This window comes from Cupriavidus sp. USMAA2-4 (assembly GCF_001854305.1).
Taxonomy (GTDB): Bacteria; Pseudomonadota; Gammaproteobacteria; order Burkholderiales; family Burkholderiaceae; genus Cupriavidus; species Cupriavidus malaysiensis.
The window spans coordinates 2,376,043-2,397,614 of sequence record NZ_CP017748.1 but is presented as its reverse complement, the minus strand read 5'-3'; the positions used below and the strand labels follow the sequence as shown (position 1 = coordinate 2,397,614).

The following is a 21,572-nucleotide window of genomic DNA, read 5'->3' as shown; positions in this document are numbered from 1 at the left end:
GTGCCACCGGCTCAGGGTGCACCTACAGTCCGAGCCGGACGCACGAACGCTGATCGCGCGGGACGGTGGGCAGGGGGCTGGCTACAGCCGCTCCACCAGGATTCCCGCCGCCCGCTCCGACAACACCAGCACCAGCTTCATCGTCGCCCGCGTGGCGCCGACGAAGAGCCGGCGCACGGCCTGGTCGTCCAGCGTTTCGAAGTCGACCTCGGCCAGCACCACGGCCGGTGCCGACTGGCCCTTGAAGCGATGGACCGTCTCGGCCAGCACGTCGCCGTCGGAGTAGACCGGCCGGCCGTGCACGTCGTACTCGCCGGTGAAGGTGCGCAGCGTATGCGGGCCGAGCTGGTTGAAGCCCAGCAGGCGCGAGCTCTCGCGGCCGCGGTAGCTGAGCAGCGCCACGTCGCCCTTGCGGAAGCCCGCCGCATAGCATTGGCGGATGCCGTCCTTCACGCATTCGCGCAGGGTGGCGTCGTCGCGGTAGACCAGGAATTCCACCTCGGCGGCCGCGATCGGCGCCGCCGCTTCGATCTTCACCTCGGGCGGCACGATGGCCTGCAGCAGCTTCACCACCGGGCGCGGGCTGCGGAAGTTGCTCTCCGCGCGCAGCCGCACCCAGCCGGGCAGCTCCACCGGCGGCTGGCCGTACAGGTTCTGCAGCGGGTCTTCCAGCCACAGCACGCGGCCGTCGGGGCGGGCGTGGCGCAGCACCAGGTCGCGCCAGGCGGGAGCGAAGTCCTGGCCCTCGTCCACGATCACGCTGTCGAACAGGAAGGCCGGCGTCACCTCCCGCTCCGCGGCGGCGGCCACCAGGCGCCCGAAGGCGTCCGGCTGCTGGAAGTCCGGCGTGATGCCGGCCGCGCGCAGCAACTGGTCGCACAGCATGTGGAAGGTGCCGACATGGCCGCCGGCCGGCGCGATGCGCGCGAAGTGGTCGGCCAGCGGGCGGTTGAAGCAGACATAGAGCGGGCGCTTGCCGGCCTCGATGGCGGCGCGGTACTCGGCCAGCGCCAGCTGCGTCTTGCCCGATCCCGCCGTGCCGGTCACGCGCAGGCGGAAGGGCTCCAGATCGAGCTGGCGCGCCCAGTGCGCCAGCCCGCCCGAGACGCGCGTGACCATGGCGCGCGCCTGGCCCACCAGGGCGCTGACGTCGGTCTCGAGCTGGATGATGTCGCACAGGAAGCGGTCGACGCGCGCCGCCAGCGCATCGTCCTCGCCCACCGGCAGCACCTGCTGGATCCACTGGCACAACGCCTCGCGCCGCTGCGCATCGATGATGCGCTCGGGCGACAGCCCGGCCGTGGCCGGCGAGCGCACCACGTGGTCCGGGCAGTACAGCAGGTGCTCCAGCCGGATCGGCTGCCCCGGCAGCGCGCGCCCCAGCTTGCCGCGCAGGCCGTCCGCGGTGCGGCCCATCTGCACCGGCACCGACTTCAGCCTGCCGCCATAGTTCTTGGCCAGCCCTTCGTCGGTCTCGACCAGGTAGCCGCTCTTCTGCTCGATCAGCATCAGGTGGCCGGCGCGGTTCATCACCACGAAATCGATCTCGCCGTAGATCGCGTGGGCGCGTTCCACATTGGTCCAGTGCACCGCGTGGTAGACGGTGTAGCCGTCCGGCAGGCCCGCGGCCAGCACCGCCAGCGTATCGAGCTCTCGCTGCAGCGGACCGTCCGCCTCCATGGTCTCCCAGCCGTCGGGAACGACGCGTGCCATCTGGATTCTCCGTCTTGGTGATGTGGCCGATGATGATGTGGCGGGAGGATACCGCATGGCGTGAGGGGGTGCGTGCCATGCGATGGTGCAAGGTCATCCATCGCGCTTCTGCTTTCGATGCCGTGCCTCCGCCCAGCGACACATCCTGTCGCACCCCCGTGGAGAATGGCCTGCCATGCCCACGGAGAACCGCCCCATGCTGCGTCACCACCGAAGCCGCTCCCACCGCGATCCCCAGGACGTCTCGCCCGCCGTGCGGCTCTGGCTGCTGCGCCTGCTGGTGCCGCTCGGCGCGCATCGGGAGTTCATCCAGCGCTCGGGCTTCGGCAACGATGCGCTGGCCCACGCGATCGGCCTCGGTGCCTTTGTCGACCCGGAAGACCTGGAGTTCGACGCGGAGGCGGTGCGCCGCCGGCTGCGCAAGCTGCACCAGGAGGCCGAGCGCAACGCCGGTGATGCTGGCGCCGGCGGCGATCGCGACATGCCCGCCTTCCTGGCGCGCAATATCGCCCGCCTGGCCGAGGTGGTCGGCTTGTCGGCGCTGGACTGCCGCATCCTGGCCTTCGTGGTCCTGCTCAAGAACGAGCGCCTGCTCGACGACACCGCCGACTGGCTCGGTTCCCTGTCGGCCGCCAAGGTCTTCGACACCCTCGCCGTGCTGCTCGACGAGCCCGAGCCCGCGGTGCGCGCCGCGCTCGGCCCGCACGGCGTGCTGGCCCGTTCCGGCCTGGTGTCGATCGACCGCAGCTGCCGCTACACCCTGAACGGCAAGCTCGAACTGCTCTCGGACAGCTTCGCCGACCACATCGTCTCCACCGATGCCGACCCCATCGGCCTGCTGCGCGACACCGTCGCGGTGGCGGCGCCGGCCACGCTGCGGCTGGACGACTACGAACACGTGCGCAGCTCGCTCGCGGTGCTGCTGCCCTATCTGCGGCAGGCCATGGCGGCAGGCCGCCCGGGCGTCAACGTCTTCCTCTACGGCCCGCCCGGCACCGGCAAGAGCCAGCTGGCCAAGGTGCTGGCGCGGGAGATCGGCACCGAGCTGTTCGAGGTGGCCAGCGAAGACGACGACGGCGACCCCATCAGCGGCGAGCGCCGCCTGCGCGCCTACCGCGCCGGGCAGAGCTTCCTCGGCCAGCGCCGCGCGCTGATCCTGTTCGACGAAGTCGAAGACGTGTTCCAGGATGGCGACGGCCTGTTCGGCCTGGGCGGGCGCAAAAGCACCGCGCAGACGCGCAAGGCATGGATCAACCGCACGCTGGAAGGCAACCCGGTGCCCACGCTGTGGCTGTCCAACTCGGCGCGCGGCCTGGATGGCGCCTTCCTGCGCCGCTTCGACATGGTGATGGAACTGCCGGTGCCGCCGCGCCGGCAGCGTACCCGTATCATCGAGGGCGCCTGCGCCGGCCTGCTGGACGCCCGCGCCGTGGCCCGCATGGCCGAGTCCGAAGTGCTGGCGCCCGCCGTCGTCACGCGCGCCGCCGCGGTGGTGCAGGCCATCCGCCAGGAGCTCGGCCCGGACGGCACCGCCAGCGCGATGGCACTGCTGATCGGCAACACCCTGCGCGCGCAAGGCCACCCGGACCTCGCCCAGCCCGGCGCCGAGCGCCTGCCCGAGCTCTACGATCCCGCCCTGGTCCACGCCGATGCCGATCTCGACGCCCTGGCCGCCGGCCTGCAGCGCACCCGTGCCGGCCGCCTGTGCTTGTATGGCCCGCCGGGCACCGGCAAGACCGCCTTCGGGCGCTGGCTGGCCGAGCGGCTCGCGGTGCCGCTGCACGTCAAGCGCGTCTCGGACCTGGTCTCGCCCTACGTCGGCGAAAGCGAGCAGAACCTCGCCCACGCCTTCCGCCGCGCGGCCGAAGACGGCGCGCTGCTGCTGATCGACGAAGTCGACAGCTTCCTGCAGGACCGCCGCGGCGCGCAGCGCAGTTGGGAAGTCAGCCTGGTCAACGAAATGCTCACGCAGATGGAAGCCTTTCCCGGCGTCTTCGTCGCCTCCACCAACCTGATGGACGGCCTCGATCCCGCCGCGCTGCGCCGCTTCGACCTCAAGGTGGCATTCCACCCCCTGAAATCCGATCAAGCCTGGACGCTGCTGTGCCGATATGCAGAGCAGCTCGCGCTGCCGGCGCCGGAAGCCGCGCTGCTGCCCCGCGTGTCGCAGCTGGCGCGCCTGGCCACGCTGACGCCCGGCGACTACGCCGCGGTGGCGCGGCGGCACCGCTTCAACGCGCTGGCCTCGGCCGCCGATTTCGTCGCGGCGCTGGAGGGCGAATGCGTGCTCAAGGACGGCGGCAAGGCGGCGATCGGGTTCCGCTAGCCGCGGCGCGATCGCACATGGAATAATGAAAAAACGGGTTCCATGCCACGGGAACCCGACCACAACAACGACACGCCATCCGCCTTCGCGCGAATGGCGGGCAAGCTCCCACGCACCGCACATGCCCAAGCGACCGGATACGCTGGAGACCACCCTGCTGGCCGTGGAACTGCTGCGCCGCATCCCGCGCCACCGCAAGATCTCCGCCGTCGAACTGCACGAACAGCTCAAGCACGCCGGCATCGAACGCGAACTGCGCACCATCCAGCGCCAGCTGGAAAAACTCAGCGAACAGTTCGACATCGAACGCGACGACCGCAGCAAGCCCTTCGGCTACCGCTGGAAAGAACGCGCCAGCGGGCTCTCGCTGCCGGTGCTCAGCGAACAGGAATCGCTGATGCTGATGCTGGCCGAACAGCACCTGCGCCACCTGCTGCCCAGCAGCCTGATGCAGTCCATGGACGGCTTCTTCCAGCAGGCCCGCGCCAACCTTTCACCGCACGGCGGCAGCGCCACGGGCAATGTCACAGGCAAGGGCAACCGGCGCGAGCGCGAATGGCTCAACAAGGTGCGCGTGGTCAGCACCACCCAGCCCCTGCTGCCGCCCAAGATCCGGCCGGGCGTGTTCGAAACGGTGAGCAACGCCCTCTACGCCAACCGCTGGCTGGCGCTCGACTACAAGAACGCCGCCGGCAAGCGCAAGACCGCCAACGTGATGCCGCTCGGCCTCGCCCAGCAGGGCGTGCGCCTCTACCTGATATGCCGCTACGAAGGCTATGACAACGAACGCATCCTGGCCCTGCACCGCATCCTGTCGGCCGAAGCGTCGGTGCACACCTTCGAGCGTCCGCGCGATTTCGACCTGCAGCGATACGATGCCGACGGGCACTTCGGCTTCGGCGATGGCAAGCGGATCCGGCTCACTTTCCGCATCGCCAAGGAAGCCGGCCTGCATCTGCTGGAGTCGCCGTTGTCGAGCGATCAGCAGGTGCGGGAGGTGGGGGATGGTTTCGAGATTTCCGCGACCGTCGTGGAGACGGCGCAGTTGGAGTGGTGGTTGCGGGGGTTCGGGGAGGCGGTGGGGGAGGTCAGGCGAATGCCTCTGGAGGCCGACGTGATCCGGAGAGAGAGACAGGAGACAGGCGGGGCGACCGAGCGAAGTCGCACTTCATCTAACGAGTAGTCGAGATTCAGCGGCTTACCCAGGACAGACCCCCTGTAGCGCTATCACGTGCCCCCGGGGTCTTGATTCAATAGTGAAAGAGGAACGGCGTGTCAAACCAGAAAACAATCAATCAGCTCTTTGCGGGGAAATTCTTCGAGATTCCGAAGTACCAGCGTAGCTACGCGTGGGAAAAGCAGAACGTCCGGGAGTTGTTCGAGGACATCAGGGAGGCCCTCGAGACCACATCCAGTCATTACATCGGGACTGTGGTGCTGGCAAAGACGGACAAAGCCGATGTCTTCAACATCGTCGATGGTCAGCAACGACTCACTACCATCGTCATGTTCATCAGCGTGATCGCCGCCAGGCTGGGGGATGCCGAAGAGAGTGCGTTCACGCGCCGGTCCTACGTCAAGCAGAAGGATCAGCTCAAGCTATCCCCGTTGGAGCGGGATCGCGACTTCTATCTGCAGATCCTGAGCGGGGACATCACCTCGGAGCCGCAAAGCAAGAGCCAGCGGTACATGATGGACGCGTATCACGAGATGGTGAACATCGTGGACCATCATGTGCCGGACCCGGAGGCGCTGCTGAGCGCGATCGAGAAACTCTCCATCCTGGAGTTCGTCGAGGAGAGAGAATCGGACGCGATCCGGATCTTCCAGACGGTGAATGACCGCGGCAGGGATCTATCGCGGATGGACAAGATGAAAAGTCTCTTGTTCTACTTCTCGAATAAGTACCTGGCGCAGAAATATGATGACGCCATCAACGACAAGTTCGGCGAGATCTTTGAACTGTACGACGATATCAAGCTGGGCGGAGAAGAGCAGAAGATCAACATCATCAGCTCTCGTCAATTCAGCGAAGATGACTTGCTGCGCCACCACCATATCTGCTTTTCGGGTGAGAGCTTCGACCCGACCGCACAGCAGGTGCTGGATAACGTCAAGTCGCAACTGGCGGAGCTGCGGAAGGGCGGGGATGCCGCAGCGCTCGACGCGTATCTTTCCGGCTATCTCGATAGCCTGCTGAGCTATGTGCGAGCCTTCGCGGAAATCGTCGGCAAGACGCGTACCGATGTGGACTACTTCAAGCTGTTTTCCGTGCTTGGTCTTTCCGCTGTGTACTACCCGGCGATCACCCAGCTGCAGAAGAACGGCTTTCTCGAGCAAGTGCTCCCGACCAGGAACATCAGCGTCCTGAAGATGGTCGAGATCATCGATGTCCGAGTACTCAAGGTCCGCGAATATGCCGGCAGAAAACACATTGCCGAGTTCGCCTACAGCCTGAACCATGAAACCTGGTCGCTGGCGGATGTCGAGAACCATCTGCTGTGGTTCAACTCCCACGAGATCAGCGACGAGCGCTTCAAGGACTACCTCGCCAACTACGACTACTACAAGCAGACCGGCTTGCTGCGGACACTCTTCATCGACTACTGCGAAAGATTGCGCGGCAAGACGTACGTGCTCCAGGAGCTGGAGAAGATCATGGAGGCGGATCCAACGATTGAGCACATTCTGTCGCAGACGCCGATGTTCCGGCCCAGGGCCTTCGGTTTCAGGGATGAAGAGGACTTCGAGGACCACAAGAACCTGCTTGGCAACCTGACCTTGCTGGAGAAGTCGATCAACAGCCGGATCAAGAACGACGACCTCGTCGTCAAGCGGGATGGATACAGCACCAGCAAGTTTCCGATGACAGGGCAGCTTGCCACTGCGCTGGCCGCCAATGGCGCGTTCAAGAAGGCGGACCTGATCGCGCGCGGACAGAAGCTGGTGGAGGACTTTGCCGTTCGCTGGTGGGCGTAGCAGCGGCATCCGTTCGCTGAAGTGGTGCGGTGAAGGCTGGTCGCACCATGGATCGACGGGAACCCGTCTATGGTGAGTTGGGGCGCGGTTGCATCCACGTTCCTTCCTGGGCGGCGCCAGGCGCCGCCCGCCGCCCATCAGCAGGGCGAGCTTCTCGTCGCGCCGGCCACTGTCGGACCGAGGCTGCGGACTGCGACTGGTCCAGGAACCTATCGGCCTCGGCGCGCTTCCAGTGGGGCTGTGGGGCTGTAGGGCTGTGATTGGCCAAGACGCTCGCTGGGTGACGCGTGGGCGCGTTGCCTGAGAGCGCACCCGTGAAGAGCGAGGGAGCAAATCGTTGGGAAATCAGCAGACGATTTTGAGAATTTCCTGAGAAGCGAAGCGCTGTGCAGGGAGCAAAGTACCGGGCTGCATGCTGTGCCCAGGGACGCCCAGGGCTCGCATGGCCGTTCGCCGCCTGGTCCGTCGATGGAATGTCCCGCGGCATGAGCACGCCTGCCACCGCAACGTCCGGTGGACAGCCTGCCATGCAAGCAGCAGGTGCTGCCCCATTCCATGCGCGGAATGCCAAGCGCTCACTCAGGAAACCACCACCGTGCGCAAGCCCATCAAATCGACCTCCTTCCTCGCTTCGCTCTGCCTCGCTGCCGGCGTCACAGCACTCTCCGCCCAGGCGCTCGCCGCGCCGCCTGCCGCCCAGGGAACGGCAGGGGCAGGGGCAATGGCAGCGGCAGCGGCAGAGGCGGAATATGTCCCCACCGCGCAGGACTTCATCGGCCGATGGGAACTCACCGGCGCAGGCCTGCGCCGGCCGCCGGATCTCAAGAGCCCGGAAACGCCGGAGCAGAAGAACGGCGCCGCGGCCTGGCAGCAGACCACGCTGGCCTTCTACCGCGCCTTCGACTACCTGGAAATCAAGCCGGACGGCAGCTTCAATTTTCACCAGCCCGGCGACGGCGCTGCCGCGCGCTGCGTCTGGTGCGGCAAGTGGACGTTCCACGACGGATCGCTCTGGCTGGACCAGGGCACCGGTCCCAGGCTCGACATCTTCGCCCGCCAAGGCGACATGCGCATGAGCTACACGAAGGAGACCGCCGAGGTCTCGTACTACAAATGGCTGGTCTGGTCCTGGACGAAGCTGCCCTGAGCCTGTGACGGTGGTTCACCAGCGGCCGTGGAGGGTTTTGCCGTGCCGCCGGGCTGCATGGCCTTCGGCCCGCCGTGTCGAAGCGGGCGCCAGCTAGCCCGGCAGTTAGCGGTAGTTGGCGGCAGCAGGCGGCAGCCGTGGCCGGAGCCGTTGGCCCGGGTGCGCCTGGGCGACAACTACTCGATCCACACCCGGTTCCGCCCCGCCTCCTTGGCCCGGTACAACGCCCGGTCCGCCACCACGAAGGCCTCGCGATACCCCCGATCGCACGGCCCGTTGCGCAAGGTGTGCGAGCCGCCGATGCTCAGCGTCACCCGCCCATACGGCGAGCCCCGATGCGCGATGGCGAAGCGCTCCACACCGGCGCGCACGCTCTCCAGCACCGCGCCCAGCGCCGGCCGCTGCGCCGCGCCCACCAGCAGCGCGAACTCCTCGCCGCCGACGCGGCCGGCCACCATCTGGTGCTTCTCGGCCTCTTCGCGCAGCAGCGCTGACACCTGCCGCAGGCAGGCGTCGCCGGCTGGGTGACCGTAGGCGTCGTTGTACTGCTTGAACCAGTCCACGTCGATCATCACCGCGCCCAGCCCCTCGCCGGCGCGCGTGTCCTGCCACTGGCGGTGGATGCGCTCCAGCGTCTGGCGGCGGTTGAAGAGCTGCGTGAGCGGATCGACGGCGGCCGCGGTGCGCAGCTTCAGGTCGTTCTCGATCATCGCGCCCAGGTGGCGCAGCGCGTCCACCTGGCGCGGCTCCAGCCGGCGCGGCTGCGGATCGAGCGCGGCCAGCGCGCCCACCACCTCGCCGTCCGGCAGGCGGATCGGCACCGCCGCATAGAAACGCGCATGCGGCGCCTCCTGCACCAGCATGCACTCCTGCACCTCGGGCCGCAGCATCGTGTCCTCCACCACGAAGACCCCGCCCGAACGGATCGCGTACTCGCACAAGGAGTTGTGGCGCGGGATGGGCCGCACCGCCAGGCCCGCCTCGCCGCGGTAGTGCTGGTGGTTGCGGTCGATCAGCGTCACCAGCGCCAGCGACGCGCCGGTCGCCACCTTGATGATCTCCGCCGCGTGGCGGAAGCACTCGCGCATCACCTGGTCGTCATGCAGCAGCCACTCGGTGACGGAAGGGGCGGGGTTGTCGCTGGCGGAATCCGAGGCATGTGCTTCAGGAGGCGCTAGGGCGAAGGAGGGCAGCATCTGGCAGCGAGGGCGGGGAGGGCGGGAGTCCGGGTGCCTAACGGCAGTGGGGGGCGAAAGTTTAGCGACGGTGGGGCTGTGCTGGTCGGGGCGGGGGAACGGGCGCGGCAGGGGAGCGGCAGCCGCTGAGATGCTGAGGGGGTCCGGCGTCACAACCGTCCGGCGTCTGGCGTCGGTTGGCAGACATTTGCGAGGGACGCCATTCCTTGGATTGCCGATGCCGTCGCCGCAGTAGTCGCCTTCCATCCGGCCGGTCTCGCCGGCCCCCTTCACCGGAGCCCGGGGGCCTGATGACCGAATGCCGTCGCGGCAGGCCCTACCTCACCGGATGCTGGGCCAGATACAGCAACCACGTCAGCGCCAGCATCAGCAGCAAGGACGCGCAGGCCCAAGCCAGCAGGACCCTTCCCGCGCGAGGCTTGCTGCCCGCAATGGCCAGAAGCACCCCCCAACCGAGCGGCATGGCCACGTACACGGCCAGCGAGGCGCTGGTCAACCAGGGCGGACACGACTCCCGGCACACATCGGTGCCCGCCAGGCGCTCGACAACGCCGACCACCATGTCGAAGACAAGGCCGAGCAACAGCCCGACCAGGAAAAGGAACGCCCGCAGCAAAGCCCGCAGGAGCACGCGAAGGAAAGCCCGCTTCATCATCGGATCTCGAAAAAGAGAATGGTCTTCGCCCGGCGCAGGTCGGAGTACAGCGGAATCCACGGATCCTGGATGCCCAGCGCGAAACGCAGCCCGTTCAGCAAGGAACCCGCCATGCCGTGGTTCGTCAGCCGCGAGCCGTTCCACAGATCGATATGGCCCCCACTCGCCCGCGCCGCCGACTCCCCGGTCCGCGCCCAATAGCCATCGAAGGCAATAATCCCCGTCCGGCCCCGGATGCGCGCCTGCCAGTCCCTGCCGGTGATGTCCTCCGGCCGCGCCGGCAAGCCGCAGAACGGCCGCCTGGCCAGCCACGAGCCCATCTGGTCGGCACGCACCGCGGTGAACTTGCCATCGAGCAGGATGCGCCCGAACACATTGCCCGGCTTCACCGTGACGTTGGCCGGCGTGAACGACCGCATCTCCACGCCCAGCCGATGCAAGGTCACGCTCAAGCGGATCGCGCACTGGTTGCCGAAGCCGGGGGGCACCCCGCCGTTGGCGGGGTCGCGATACGGGTTGCCGGTGACGTAGCCCTGCCAGAGGTCGGCGAAGGTCACCGTTGGCGTGGAAGGTGGGCAGGCGGGGGCGGCGGAAGCGAGGGTGATTGTTGAGCAGGCCAGGGCGAAGAGAGCGAGTCTGCGGAGGAGCATGGATGACATCCCGCTTGCAGTTGGTGTCGGCATGACGACGTGCGGAGTTTGTGGCCGGCGCACCTAGGCCGGCGACGCCGTTCCGCGGCGCTCGCCGTTGCCGCAGCAATCGTTCGGGCAAGCCGGCAGCAGGGAAATCTCCACACGCTTGCCGTTCGATACCGTCCCCGCAGGATAGACACCGTAGTGGGTCGCGATGGGCACCTGATTGAATCGCCACCTGGTCAACAGGCGGTGCACCGCATCGAGGCGAAGACGTGAGAGCTCGCGCGCCCTGGGCTCAGCGGAATCCGCGTAGCCGCTCATGGCAAAGACTTGCTGCGTCGGCACGTCGCGGCGCAGTTCCGCAACCCAGAGCGCAAGCCGCCTCGCCTCGGTGGCCGATGGAACAACGGACCCCGCAGAGAAATAGAGATCGAAGTGCTTGCCGGGAAGGCAGGCCAGCGCGGGACTGGCGAATGAACAGGCAAGAACGAGAGGCAGGTACCAAGCGAGGTTCATCGATGCAAGCTGCCGAGCAGCCATGGCGAGCCGGATGGGAAAGGCGTCCTGTGCGACCAGGACCGGCGTCCATTCTCGTCGCGCCTGCGGCCGTGGAAATGACGAAGATTCCCCCCTTCCTTGCGAATCCAGCCAATCGCCTGTCGGGCGAGTCAATGCCACAGTGGCAACTGTGTGGACCACTATGCGTACCGCCAGCTCGACCCCAGGAGATCTGCATGGAGGACTTTCGAGAAGTGCCGAAGCATGGCGACGCCACGGGCAACAGCGTTGTGCTCCATGCCCAGGTCATCGGCGCTACGTATGACGGCGTCGCCGTGGCGGGCGAATCCCTGATGTCTTGACAACGTAGATAACGCGGACAGCTATGTCATTCTCTAGACTTCTCCTTGCGGTCGGTATCGTGGCCGGGCTTCTCGTGCAACCGGCGCTGGCCTGCAGCTTCAGCATCGCATTCAAGACGCAGTTCGACCCCGGCGCGGATCGCCTGCCGGCATCAGAAGTGCGCAGGCTTGCAGAGTGGTTGATCGACTCGCCGGGAAAGTACGAGCACCACGAAATGTTCCTCGTGGTCCTGTACGCCGCGCCCACCACCGGCATCAGCGAAGCACTGGCGCGCAAGCGTGCTGCCCACTTGAGGCACTGGTTGACGACGCTCCGTGTACCCGACGGCAAGATCGTCCTGGAGGTTGCTCGCTACAAGCCTGGGAAGACGTATGAGCCACCAAACTTCGCGCAAGTGGATTTCCTGCCGGGGTGCCCGCATCCGTGCTGTCCCGGCATGGTGCCAATCGTGAAGCCGCCCCAGGCAACGGACAGCATGGCGCGCGGGGCTCAAGGGCTATGACGATCGTGACGGCGCGCTTGCCCAAGGCACTTCACGTTGTCTCCGGCATCGCCATGCTGCTGGCGATGCCCGCGCTGGCCTGCAGCTTCGATATCTCCTTCAACTCCGAATTCGAACCAGGCAAGGCGCGCCTGTCCGCCGCTGAAGTCCGTCGCATGGCGGAGTGGATGATCGATGAACCCAGGCGGTTCGAAAACCAGGAAGCGTTTCACATCGCGCTCTACCAGGCGCCAGGTTCAGGCATCAGCCCTGCCATGGCACACAGGCGAGTGGCTCACTTGCAGGGTTTGCTGGAGATGCTTGGTGTGCCGGCCAGCATGCTCTCCAGCGAGATCGCTTCATACCGGCCGGGCAGGTCCGGGCTACCGCCGAACTTCGTGCAAGTGAATTTCTTGCCGGGATGCCCACATCCATGCTGTCCGGGGCCGCAGCCGATCGAGCGGCCCCGGTAGAGGAGCGCAGCGGAAGCGTTCAGCCTCTTCCGCAATGTCGGACACTATTTCGTACTGCATCGCGAACAGAAAGCTGCAGGCCACGCAGGTCGCCTGGGCCCGCAACGGGTCACGCACGGTTCCACCCAGCACCGGTGAAGAACAGCCTGTCCAACGCGCCAGCGGATTCAGGAACAAGCGCGATCAGTTTCCGACGATTCCGAATTTTGGTCGAATGCGATGGACGTAAAAGGACCGCATTGTCTTTGCGACAGGAGCGCGCTGCGATGCGGAAACCCAAACCGACCAGCCGGCCTTGCGGCCATGTCCTCCACACCGATCCCCACCTCTACGTGCTCGCGCGCTACGCGCCCCGCCCGGATGAGCCGGACTACTGCAGGGCCTCATGCGAAGCCCTGGATGCCGAAAACCCGGAACTGGGAAACGGACTGGTCTTCTACCTCTCGCCGTTCGACGCGTACCTGGACGCGGCATTCCGGTCCGCCCCAGGCGAGCCCTTCCACGTCGTCCCCGCGGTGGCCTTCGACCCGCGCGAGATGATCTGCGAGCACGGCGGCAAACTCCACTACTTCCTGCACTTCGGCTGGTGCGCCAGCGACGGCAAGCTGGTCATGCGCCGCCACGGCAGCCTGGCGAGCGTGTACCTGCGCGAGACCCTGCAGGTGCCGCCGGCCAAGCTGCACACCATCGACCTGAAGATCCGCACCGACGACCTGGCGCACCACCGCTACACGCGCGAACAAGCCGGGCTATACGCCTACACCGAGACCTTCGAGCAGATCCTGGCGCTGGACGAGCGCAGCCGGAGGCAACAGGTGGGACGCGCCATCGAGAACATGCCGGAAAGGACGACGGCGGATGCGCTGGTCAACCAGTTGGCCATGTATGACCCGGAGGCTGCGCAGTGGCATTTCATTCCGTTTGAGGTGTTTGTGTCGAGGTTGGGTGAGGGGAGGAGGAGGGCATGACGGGCATGCTGGAGCTCAAGGCACGTCAATTGTTAGGCTATTGATTCTTGCCGTTTTCTTGAGCGTTTCCACACCCGGTTCCGCCCCGCCTCCTTGGCCCGGTACAAAGCCCGGTCCGCCACCACGAAGGCCTCGCGATACCCCCGGTCGCAAGGCCCGTTGCGGAAGGTGTGCGAGCCACCGATGCTCAGCGTCACCCGCCCATACGGCGAGCCCCGATGCGCGATGGCGAAGCGCTCTACGCCGGCGCGCACGCTTTCCAGCACGGCGCCCAGCGCCGGCCGCTGCGCCGCGCCCACCGGCAGCGCGAACTCCTCACCGCCGACGCGGCCGGCCACCATCTGGTGCTTCTCGGCCTCGTCGCGCAGCAGCGCCGACACCTGACGCAGGCAGGTATCCCCGGCCGGACGGGTGTAGGCGTCGTTGTACTGCTTGAACCAGTCCATGTCGATCTAAATTCATTGTGTTGCTCGATACGCACTCCAAACGCACAAAAAAAGTACCAACACAGTGACTTCTCCAAGCAAAGTCCATCGACGTCGCACTACTGCCGGCCAACTACTTACCGCGACGCCTCAGACGCGGGCACAATGAAGAAGGTAACGAAGCCACAATTTAGATGATGGCGATTTGCTTCTACCACGGCACGGTTGCATGGCTCATTGGGCACACAAACTATCATGGCCGACAACGTATCCCCTGAAAAGCGTTCAAAAATCATGCGATCCATCAAGGGCAGTGGAACGCGTCCTGAGATGGCAGTGCGTAAGCTTGTTCGAGATATAGGCCGCGGGTACAGACTCCGGCGCCCGAGCTTGCCTGGGCGGCCGGATCTCATTTTTCCGGGTATGCGGAAAGCTATCTTTGTCAATGGATGTTTTTGGCATGCGCATTTTTTTGAGGCAAGTTGTCGCATCGCGCGTAATCCGGGTGGGGAAAAGTGGCAGCGTAAGTTGGCTGAAAATCGAGAAAGAGACGCGAGGAGTATCCGCTTACTCGAACAGGCTGGTTGGGCGAGCCTGGTAATCTGGGAGTGCGAGCTTGCTAAGCCCGACCTCGTTCGCCAACGATTGATGACGTTCCTCGGAACTCTAGATACTGAGCCTCCTACAACAGTGCGCTGTGACTAACAACTGGTTGGGAACACCCCCTGGTACTCACCGAAGAATCATGGCAAAATATTGCGCCAGGATCCTCCAGAGCTCATCTCGTGAAAAAGAAAAACCCGCCCAAGTTTATCGACGTTTTCGCAGGATGTGGAGGCCTCTCCCTTGGTCTTATAAATGCGGGCTGGCACGGACGGTTCGCGATTGAAAAAAGTCCGCTCGCTTTTTCCACCCTCCAGCATAATTTACTCGGCGCCAAGAAAAACCACTTCGATTGGCCCACGTGGCTCCCAAAAGAAGCGACTACGATCGAGGAGGCACTGGCAAATCACGCCGACAATCTCGGTAAAATGGGTGGTCGAGTAGACCTGATAGTTGGTGGGCCCCCGTGCCAAGGGTTTTCAGTAGCGGGGAAGCGAGACCCAAACGATCCTCGGAACAAACTAACCGAGCAATATCTGTCACTTGTGGGGCTTGTTAAGCCACGCTTCCTTGTGATCGAGAATGTTTCGGGTTTCGATATGAGTTTCGACGCGAATGTCGAGGCGCCTGCGAAGCGCAATGGGAAAAAGGAATCCTATGCTAATTATGTTGCAAATCGCCTCGCCGCCATGGGTTATCGCGTCTACAAAGGCTTAATAAATTGTGCGGACTTCGGTGTGCCGCAGAACAGGCTTAGATTCCTAATGCTATGTGAGCTCAATGTTCCCAATGTCAAGCATGTCGATTTGTTTGATAAACTCCGGAATCATCGTGCTCGCTTTCTCAGAAGCCGGAGGCTACCTCTCGATCGCCAAGTCGCCGTCGCCGAGGCGATCGGCGACTTGGAAACAGCTGGTTGCAAGCTCCTGCCCGCAAGCGATTCGCCTGCACCGGGATTCATGGAGGCCGAGTATCAGACTCCCAAGAATCCCAACGCCTATCTCACGCTGATGCGAAGGGGGATGCAGCAGCTTGCGCCAAACAGTCGTAGACTGGCGAACCACCGCCCAGAGACGATTAAAAAATTCCGGCTGACGCAAGTCGTCTGCGAGCCCGGCCACTGCCTTTCAGTAAGTCAGCGAAAGCTACTAGGTACTCAGAAACATGCAAGGACAGTTCTGAATCGCACAATGCCCTCTGCGACGGTCACAACGCTACCGGATGACATCCTGCATTACTCCGAACCTCGCATTCTCACCGTTCGGGAGAATGCCCGTCTGCAATCATTCCCCGATTGGTTTGCTTTTCAAGGGAAATACACAACGGGAGGGTCTAGCCGGAAAAATGAATGCCCCCGTTACACCCAAGTGGGAAATGCGGTGCCACCGCTACTCGCCGAGGCCATCGGAGAAGTGCTGCAAAAACGTATCGCAGAGTTGAAACGAGAGCAACGGGCGAAAAACCCTCACGGTACAATCGCCGAAAAAATGACGGGTTAATCCAATCCCTAGAATGTCGGCGGGAGATGGGCTCCCGCCCTAAATATTGAAATTGCGTGGAGAGCTAAGCTGGGTATAGGCCATCTGGTTTGTTGATGACTAAACCCATATTCATTAAAGTTGTCACGAGGTACGGGATATTCAATCGCGTTGCGTCCACTCCGGGCACCTCGAGCCTTTCCAGTGGAGTTCCTGGTCGCTGCTGAATTGCATCAAGGGCAAGCATCATTGGGTAGCCTATCGTCTTAATGATAGTGGGCGCGTACTGGGCATTGGTAATTATTGCCTCAAACAGTGTGAGCTCCTCGATCCTCCCATCCTCTATCGAGCCGCCGATAAGGCGTGATATATCTCGAACGCGATCGCGATCAGCACCATTGCCATGAATAATCTTGGTATTCAGCGATGCAGACACGTCTTGGGGAAAATCGGTCGGATACTGGGATGATAAAAGCACACCCACTCCGTAAGCGCGACACTCCCTAACGAACTGAAGCAAAAAATCGGAGTCAAGCACACGGTGAGCCTCATCAAAGACAAAGAACTGTCTTAGGCTGCCGGTGTGAGGCCGAGCATTATAGTACCGATGCGCAGACATTATCAATATCTTTGCGATGGCATTCTTTATCCGATCGCTTTGAATTTGGCTGAGGTCGACGATGACTGGATCCGCCAGCATCGCATCAAATCGCGCCATGCGGGCCTCTTGCGGGAAAATAGCAAGATCAAACAGGGGGTCTAGTCGATTGTATGCCGCCGGATTCATCACCCGCAGCTTCTCACCAACATCATTGAAATCGGGATAGTCGAGGTTGCCAACCACCTGTACGGTGCCTCGCGATTGAATTCCCCGATCCTCAAAGCACTCTCGAATGGCGTTCTTCACTGCCACTTCTTGTTGATCTCCCAAGCCAAATGCTTTTTTGAGGATGTCAGATAGACCGTTTATGTGCTCCGAAATCTGAATATGTTCTACGGTAGCGCCAGGTCTTCTGATGGGCATTGGGATCAATGGATTAAATGGCAGCCCATCAAAGACAACATGGAGAGGTCGAAGTTGTGCGCGGGCGACAAAATGATCGTCACTGGCAAAATCATTCTTGAAATCCAATAAGAACGCACTTCTACCTTGATCACGTAGCCGCGAAACGAGCATCTTCACATACTGGGTTTTTCCCTTTCCGGAGGAGCCGGTAACCATCATATTATAATTATCGAGGGGTGTTTGCACGTCCTGCGGGTTATAATAATGTGATACTGACGCTGTCCTTCCAAGCAATATTGGTTTAAGTGTTGATGTCAATGGGGTTTCTATTGGCGGTTGGCTGATTCTCGAGAAAAAATTATCATCGTGGAGCCCTTTAGTCTCGCCTGGCTGAATGAGATCAGTCTTGGTGTCCCGAAGTAACTCATCGGGAGTTAGGGCTTGCCCTTCGGTTTCTTCGTGTTCAGGCTCTTCCTGCTCTGCTAGCTTGCTACTGGATGCCTCCGCAAGGGGCGTCACATTGTTAAATAGGGTAGAAAATAGCCTCGACAAGTGCTGTCGCACGGAAAGCAGCGCATTTGATTCACTAATGCCTGGCCAGTCTCCTGGCGTGACTGTTACCAAAAGCCCTTTCTTTTGTGACCACGAGGCTTTCTGTGACGCACAGTCGGTGACAATCGCAACAGTGCCGGCATTCGCTGGTATTGAAACAAATTTCCCGTCGATCAGATGCTTAAGAATATGCCCTTCAAAATCAATATCGGCACCACCGTTTGCGGAAGTGTGGTCATGCGACAGGCGTAGTCCAAAGGAAATTAGCGACAGTATCGCAAGGCGCTCTGGAATGCCATCTTTCCCGCGAGCCCGGTTGATCAGGGCTGCAAACCTATCGTGCGTTACTTGAGCTTGCTGAAGTGCAGATTCAACGAACTGCGTACTAAAGCCATTGCTGCAATACTTGCACTCAATCGCGCAGAACGAAATGCCGAGGGTTCCATCTCTCAATAGACCAAGCTGGACGGCAAGCAAATCGGCACGCTGATTTGATGCGTGATCAATGTCGTTAAGTCCTCCGCCTAAAATCTCCTGAAAGGAATCCACGGGCAGAAGAAATCCCCTCAAGTTGTGTCCACCGCGTAAGGGTGCCGGAAGAGGCCTCTCCGGAGCGAATAGTCGCGTTGCCGCCAGTACTCCGACTACCCCTAAGGCCTTAGTCCCCGATCGCAAACTCTCACTGCCGATCGCAATACCGATATGTCCAAGCTCGGAAAGGATATCTTTTGCGACATTTTTTTTCTCAAATACCGGGCTTCTGTTTAATTCAAAAATCACGCTCTTGGGGATTTTTGATAATACGAAGTAACTGTTGTATGAGCCCGTTAGGCTCATATTGTAATCCCATAGCGCTGCACCTTCACCTCCCTCCGCAGAGGATCCTACATAATTAACGAAGACCGCCGGGTCTACATGGTTCCCCGGTACCACCGTCCAAAGAAAATCCAGCGAGCGTGGAAGTTCAGCACGCCAGTCAACCACGCGCGCTTCGTTCGGCATACGTGCCAAAACACCTGACGCGGCGGTGAAGGTGCCTCCTAACGAAGAATCTTCACACTCGCCAAAATCCCTCTCGAATGCCTTAGACACTAGGAACCCGTCTGCATTCTTCTGCGTCCTTCTTATCGGGCATATAAAGCTGGCGAGAAGACCACTCCCGCGTGGCAGCCTTGGATGATCACTTCCAGCACGGGCCGAGACTGCTCGTCCAGGGGAAATAAGATTTATGTCTCTATAAGATTTCACGGAAGATTCAGAACTGCCATACAGCGCGACAGGAGGGGTTCTCCATCTTCTGCGCTCCATTGATTCGGCATTCGGTGCAACTATATGAATTCCACCAGGAAGCTGCCTTCCGAGAGGAGTCACTGTTTCACCCTCATAGAGCAAAGCTTCGGCAGATTCTGCGAGACGTTCAGGCGGATAGCTAGCATCGGCGACAACGGAAATGGCTCGCCTCGTGGGATAGGCTTTAAAGAAATCTTGGAGATAGCGACGGGCAACTTGTTCGCGCGACACTGAAACTAGCGTTGTCTCAAGGCCGAAATTATCCCGCATCGCACTAAGAATATGAGAATATTCTTGCCGCCCGATGAGCTCATGAGAAATTGCTACGTGCCAGCCAGGATCAGCTGTGGACGAAATGTAATAGCTTTCAAATGTTCTGCCATCCTCTGACGGACCTGCAAACCAACGAAAAGCATCAACACGGTCCAGCAGCCGTGCTAAACCACCTCCGCGCGCCCCATCACCATGGGCGAGTTGTCGCCGTGCAAATGGGACAAGAGCTGCTTGAACCATAAAGCGTTTGGCGACCACAAGAGGATGCCACGGGCCGATGAGTGCGATTTTTCGTGATTCGATAGTTCCCTCCTCCCAATGAAGGACACAATCAGACCAGGATAGTCGAAAAAGCTCGGCCCAATCTCGGGAAACTGGCTCTCGATCCAAGTACTCTAGAGCATTCAAGTAAGCTCTGACATACGCGCAAATACAGTCTTCTAGATCTGTGCGCCTACTTTCGACAAATACTGGGAGAAAAGCATAATCTGGCCAACCGGTGTTGCGCAACGATGTGCGGATTAGGCTAATTACTGCTTGGCGAGCCAATGTATAACTATCGACGAGTTCCTTTGCTCGTGGGGTTAGCGTTGACACCGCGAAGGTGGGCGGTAGCTGCCCAATACCACAAATGGCAAGGGGGCTAATGGTCTCGTCAAAACGCCTTGCCTCTGCACTAAGCAGATTTGCTAAAATTGGGCGACCAGCATCGTCGTGCTCGAATATAAAGGCAAGATTTGCTCGAGCGCGGGAATTATCATCCATAGGGCTTAGGCCGCCATATGATGTACTCGATTTTCCTAAGAAGACGTCGACTATTTTCGTGATTGCGCTACGCTGCCGAGACTGTCCGTCAAAGCCCGCTAGCTGAGTAACAAGTTCTCTCTCGAGCGTAAATTCTCCTCGAGAGATTTCTTGTGCCTCGATCGCTAGGGCGACCTCGAATCCACTAGCCTGGACACTAAATTCAACTCGCCCACTTCCCGAAGCCGCCGCATCAATTGGCTTCGCGAGTCGCCACAACATTGTGCTATCGCCCAGCGAGACTAGCGCTTCAACTTCACCGTCAATTTCCGCCTCCACACCTTCGAGTCCCTCCCAGGCTGCAACGAAGAATTGTAGCGGCTCATCTGATTCAATTTTCTCAAATGCGTCACCTGTCTCCATAGGTGCCGAAATTGCAGCATGCCCAGAAAATACCTGGAAAGTGGGCTGTGCCACCACCACAAGGGGTTGGTTGGTGCCACAGGGGTAGACATTGAGGCGCACAACAGCCAAGTCAGAATCACCACGACGAATGACCACTCTCAGACTTTTCTTCTTTGTGCTAGAGCCAGGCGGAAAAATAGTCTCGTAGGCAATGCTGGTCTGCACTGTATCGCAGGAATTTACGCAGGGCTGCGAAAAGACTGGATTCGATCTGTTGAATACGAAAAGTGATGCTTGGTTTGCCGTGCTGTCGAGCCCTTCATATTGAATATTGAGAAGTAGGTCGCCATGCTCCAATAACAAGGCGGCTCGCCCACTCTCAGCGCTTATCCCTGCAATCGTGGAGATGCTTGCTGATAATCGAACGCGCTCATCCGGTGGAGGTAAATCCAGTAGGCTTCTTAGTTCTTCTAGATTCCAATCCAACCAGGCACGCGTATCCGGCCAACAACCATAGAGCCCAAGCACTCCGTCCTGGCGCCTAGCGTCGAGCGTCAAATAAGTCCCTAGAATATCCTTCAATGAAGATTCGCGTCTCAAGGCACCTGCTTCGTCGTCTGCGATGTCACGTGCGCGTGACTCCAGCTCCTGAGCCCCATCCACCGCCTCGACTCGCTGACGTAGGGATTTGAGCACATTACGTACACTGTCGAAATGGAGTCGAAGCGCATCAAGGTCCTCCCAATCTACGTTGTCCGAATAAGGAATGCCAAGATGAAAGAATAGTCTTGGTAGCCCACTACTAATAGCAGCCGGCTCCGATGGATTAAACCCGCCGAGGATTGCATCTAGAAAAACCTCTCCTCGTGCAATTGAATCTCTGGAGGCATCCCGGGCTGTTTGTAATACGACCTTGAACGCCTCCCGTTCTTCCCGACTAATTTGCCAACAATCAAGCAATTTATCAAGAACGGGGCCATCAAATCTGAAATGCTCATTCCCCTTGTCGATCCATGGCCACTCATCGTTGAATGCGAAGTTCCGCATTGCGCCGCCTGCTCCAACCACGGAGTCTTGTATTCGCGACATCTCGCCAGGCCATACGACTACGACCATATCCCCCTGACGCTTGCTAGTGAGCCCTTCAGCGCGTATCCAGCGATTTACTTCGTCAGGTGCATGACTGTGCGGCACAACTAGATACGAGGGCATTCCAATCGTAAGAAGTCTGCCATGCAGCGCCGTCGCGATATGCTCAGTTAGTGCTGGAATCACAAGGCGGCACTCGACTCCACCAGTCTTAAGATCATTAAAATAACGGCACACCTCATGGGCAAGCGCGTCTACTAGTGCGTTCGTCAT

17 protein-coding genes are annotated in these 21,572 nt (G+C 61.2%); 10 read left to right on the top strand and 7 right to left on the bottom strand.

Annotated features, from left to right (window positions below; all coding sequences use genetic code 11):
• Positions 1-81 precede the first annotated feature (81 nt).
• Positions 82-1,713 carry an ATP-binding domain-containing protein gene (locus BKK79_RS10570; protein ID WP_071037675.1) on the bottom strand — a complete coding sequence of 544 codons (1,632 nt, stop codon included), beginning with the start codon at positions 1,711-1,713 and terminating at the stop codon, positions 82-84.
• Between the two features lie 196 nt (positions 1,714-1,909).
• Here BKK79_RS10570 and BKK79_RS10565 point away from each other — a divergent pair, with 196 nt between their 5' ends.
• From BKK79_RS10565 to BKK79_RS10550, 4 genes are all read left to right on the top strand, one after another.
• Positions 1,910-4,039 carry an AAA family ATPase gene (locus BKK79_RS10565; protein WP_071038504.1) on the top strand — a complete coding sequence of 710 codons (2,130 nt, stop codon included), beginning with the start codon at positions 1,910-1,912 and terminating at the stop codon, positions 4,037-4,039.
• Positions 4,040-4,160: 121 nt separating this feature from the next.
• Complete coding sequence (locus BKK79_RS10560; protein WP_071037674.1) at positions 4,161-5,222, top strand: helix-turn-helix transcriptional regulator; 1,062 nt, start codon at positions 4,161-4,163, stop codon at positions 5,220-5,222.
• A gap of 89 nt (positions 5,223-5,311) precedes the next feature.
• Positions 5,312-7,018, top strand: a complete 1,707-nt coding sequence (locus BKK79_RS10555; protein WP_071037673.1) for a DUF262 domain-containing protein — start codon at positions 5,312-5,314, stop codon at positions 7,016-7,018.
• Positions 7,019-7,613: 595 nt separating this feature from the next.
• Positions 7,614-8,165 (top strand): hypothetical protein, encoded by a 552-nt coding sequence (locus BKK79_RS10550; RefSeq protein WP_198173270.1) that lies wholly within the window; start codon positions 7,614-7,616, stop codon positions 8,163-8,165.
• 176 nt (positions 8,166-8,341) lie between these two features.
• On the opposite strand, the gene BKK79_RS10545 is transcribed toward BKK79_RS10550, so the two are convergent.
• From BKK79_RS10545 to BKK79_RS10530, 4 genes are all read right to left on the bottom strand, one after another.
• Positions 8,342-9,361, bottom strand: coding sequence for a sensor domain-containing diguanylate cyclase (locus BKK79_RS10545; RefSeq protein ID WP_083383886.1), 1,020 nt, complete (start codon positions 9,359-9,361; stop codon positions 8,342-8,344).
• 316 nt (positions 9,362-9,677) lie between these two features.
• Complete coding sequence (locus BKK79_RS10540; RefSeq protein WP_071010594.1) at positions 9,678-10,016, bottom strand: hypothetical protein; 339 nt, start codon at positions 10,014-10,016, stop codon at positions 9,678-9,680.
• Positions 10,013-10,573 (bottom strand): type VI secretion system amidase effector protein Tae4, encoded by a 561-nt coding sequence (locus BKK79_RS10535; RefSeq protein ID WP_232346203.1) that lies wholly within the window; start codon positions 10,571-10,573, stop codon positions 10,013-10,015. The genes BKK79_RS10540 and BKK79_RS10535 overlap by 4 nt, the downstream gene beginning before the upstream one ends.
• Before the next feature lie 156 nt (positions 10,574-10,729).
• Positions 10,730-11,167 carry a hypothetical protein gene (locus BKK79_RS10530; protein ID WP_071038502.1) on the bottom strand — a complete coding sequence of 146 codons (438 nt, stop codon included), beginning with the start codon at positions 11,165-11,167 and terminating at the stop codon, positions 10,730-10,732.
• Positions 11,168-11,385: 218 nt separating this feature from the next.
• Between BKK79_RS10530 and BKK79_RS41940 the strand changes: the two genes are divergently transcribed.
• The 4 genes from BKK79_RS41940 to BKK79_RS10515 all read left to right on the top strand — a co-directional run bounded on the left by BKK79_RS41940 (position 11,386) and on the right by BKK79_RS10515 (position 13,434).
• Entirely contained in the window at positions 11,386-11,511 is a 126-nt protein-coding gene (locus BKK79_RS41940; protein ID WP_257787587.1) for a hypothetical protein, read from the top strand.
• 23 nt (positions 11,512-11,534) lie between these two features.
• A complete protein-coding gene (locus tag BKK79_RS10525) occupies positions 11,535-12,014 on the top strand; it encodes a hypothetical protein (RefSeq protein ID WP_071037671.1) in 480 nt (159 codons plus the stop codon).
• Positions 12,011-12,466, top strand: coding sequence for a hypothetical protein (locus tag BKK79_RS10520; RefSeq protein WP_071037670.1), 456 nt, complete (start codon positions 12,011-12,013; stop codon positions 12,464-12,466). The genes BKK79_RS10525 and BKK79_RS10520 overlap by 4 nt, the downstream gene beginning before the upstream one ends.
• A 266-nt stretch (positions 12,467-12,732) precedes the next feature.
• Positions 12,733-13,434 carry a hypothetical protein gene (locus tag BKK79_RS10515; protein ID WP_071037669.1) on the top strand — a complete coding sequence of 234 codons (702 nt, stop codon included), beginning with the start codon at positions 12,733-12,735 and terminating at the stop codon, positions 13,432-13,434.
• A 32-nt stretch (positions 13,435-13,466) separates the two neighbouring features.
• On the opposite strand, the gene BKK79_RS10510 is transcribed toward BKK79_RS10515, so the two are convergent.
• On the bottom strand, positions 13,467-13,880 hold the full coding sequence (locus BKK79_RS10510; RefSeq protein WP_071037668.1) for a diguanylate cyclase: 414 nt from the start codon (positions 13,878-13,880) through the stop codon (positions 13,467-13,469).
• A gap of 234 nt (positions 13,881-14,114) precedes the next feature.
• Here BKK79_RS10510 and BKK79_RS42300 point away from each other — a divergent pair, with 234 nt between their 5' ends.
• Both BKK79_RS42300 and BKK79_RS10500 read left to right on the top strand, forming a co-directional pair.
• On the top strand, positions 14,115-14,564 hold the full coding sequence (locus BKK79_RS42300) for a very short patch repair endonuclease (RefSeq protein WP_071037667.1): 450 nt from the start codon (positions 14,115-14,117) through the stop codon (positions 14,562-14,564).
• A gap of 80 nt (positions 14,565-14,644) precedes the next feature.
• The gene (locus BKK79_RS10500; RefSeq protein WP_071037666.1) at positions 14,645-15,961 is read left to right on the top strand and encodes a DNA cytosine methyltransferase; all 1,317 of its coding nucleotides are present in this window, start codon (positions 14,645-14,647) and stop codon (positions 15,959-15,961) included.
• Positions 15,962-16,025: 64 nt separating this feature from the next.
• Here BKK79_RS10500 and BKK79_RS40285 read toward each other — a convergent pair whose 3' ends face one another.
• Positions 16,026-21,572, bottom strand: coding sequence for an ATP-binding protein (locus tag BKK79_RS40285; RefSeq protein WP_157128417.1), 5,547 nt, complete (start codon positions 21,570-21,572; stop codon positions 16,026-16,028).

Excerpts from the sequence above, each read along its gene's own strand:
- BKK79_RS10570 (WP_071037675.1), bottom strand. The coding sequence starts at position 1,713 with ATGGCACGCGTCGTTCCCGACGGCTGGGAGACCATGGAGGCGGACGGT.
- BKK79_RS10565 (WP_071038504.1), top strand. The coding sequence starts at position 1,910 with ATGCTGCGTCACCACCGAAGCCGCTCCCACCGCGATCCCCAGGACGTC.
- BKK79_RS10560 (WP_071037674.1), top strand. The coding sequence starts at position 4,161 with ATGCCCAAGCGACCGGATACGCTGGAGACCACCCTGCTGGCCGTGGAA.
- BKK79_RS10545 (WP_083383886.1), bottom strand. The coding sequence starts at position 9,361 with ATGCTGCCCTCCTTCGCCCTAGCGCCTCCTGAAGCACATGCCTCGGAT.
- BKK79_RS10540 (WP_071010594.1), bottom strand. The coding sequence starts at position 10,016 with ATGATGAAGCGGGCTTTCCTTCGCGTGCTCCTGCGGGCTTTGCTGCGG.
- BKK79_RS10530 (WP_071038502.1), bottom strand. The coding sequence starts at position 11,167 with ATGAACCTCGCTTGGTACCTGCCTCTCGTTCTTGCCTGTTCATTCGCC.
- BKK79_RS41940 (WP_257787587.1), top strand. The coding sequence starts at position 11,386 with ATGGAGGACTTTCGAGAAGTGCCGAAGCATGGCGACGCCACGGGCAAC.
- BKK79_RS10525 (WP_071037671.1), top strand. The coding sequence starts at position 11,535 with ATGTCATTCTCTAGACTTCTCCTTGCGGTCGGTATCGTGGCCGGGCTT.
- BKK79_RS10520 (WP_071037670.1), top strand. The coding sequence starts at position 12,011 with ATGACGATCGTGACGGCGCGCTTGCCCAAGGCACTTCACGTTGTCTCC.
- BKK79_RS10515 (WP_071037669.1), top strand. The coding sequence starts at position 12,733 with ATGCGGAAACCCAAACCGACCAGCCGGCCTTGCGGCCATGTCCTCCAC.
- BKK79_RS10510 (WP_071037668.1), bottom strand. The coding sequence starts at position 13,880 with ATGGACTGGTTCAAGCAGTACAACGACGCCTACACCCGTCCGGCCGGG.
- BKK79_RS42300 (WP_071037667.1), top strand. The coding sequence starts at position 14,115 with ATGGCCGACAACGTATCCCCTGAAAAGCGTTCAAAAATCATGCGATCC.
- BKK79_RS40285 (WP_157128417.1), bottom strand. The coding sequence starts at position 21,572 with ATGACGAACGCACTAGTAGACGCGCTTGCCCATGAGGTGTGCCGTTAT.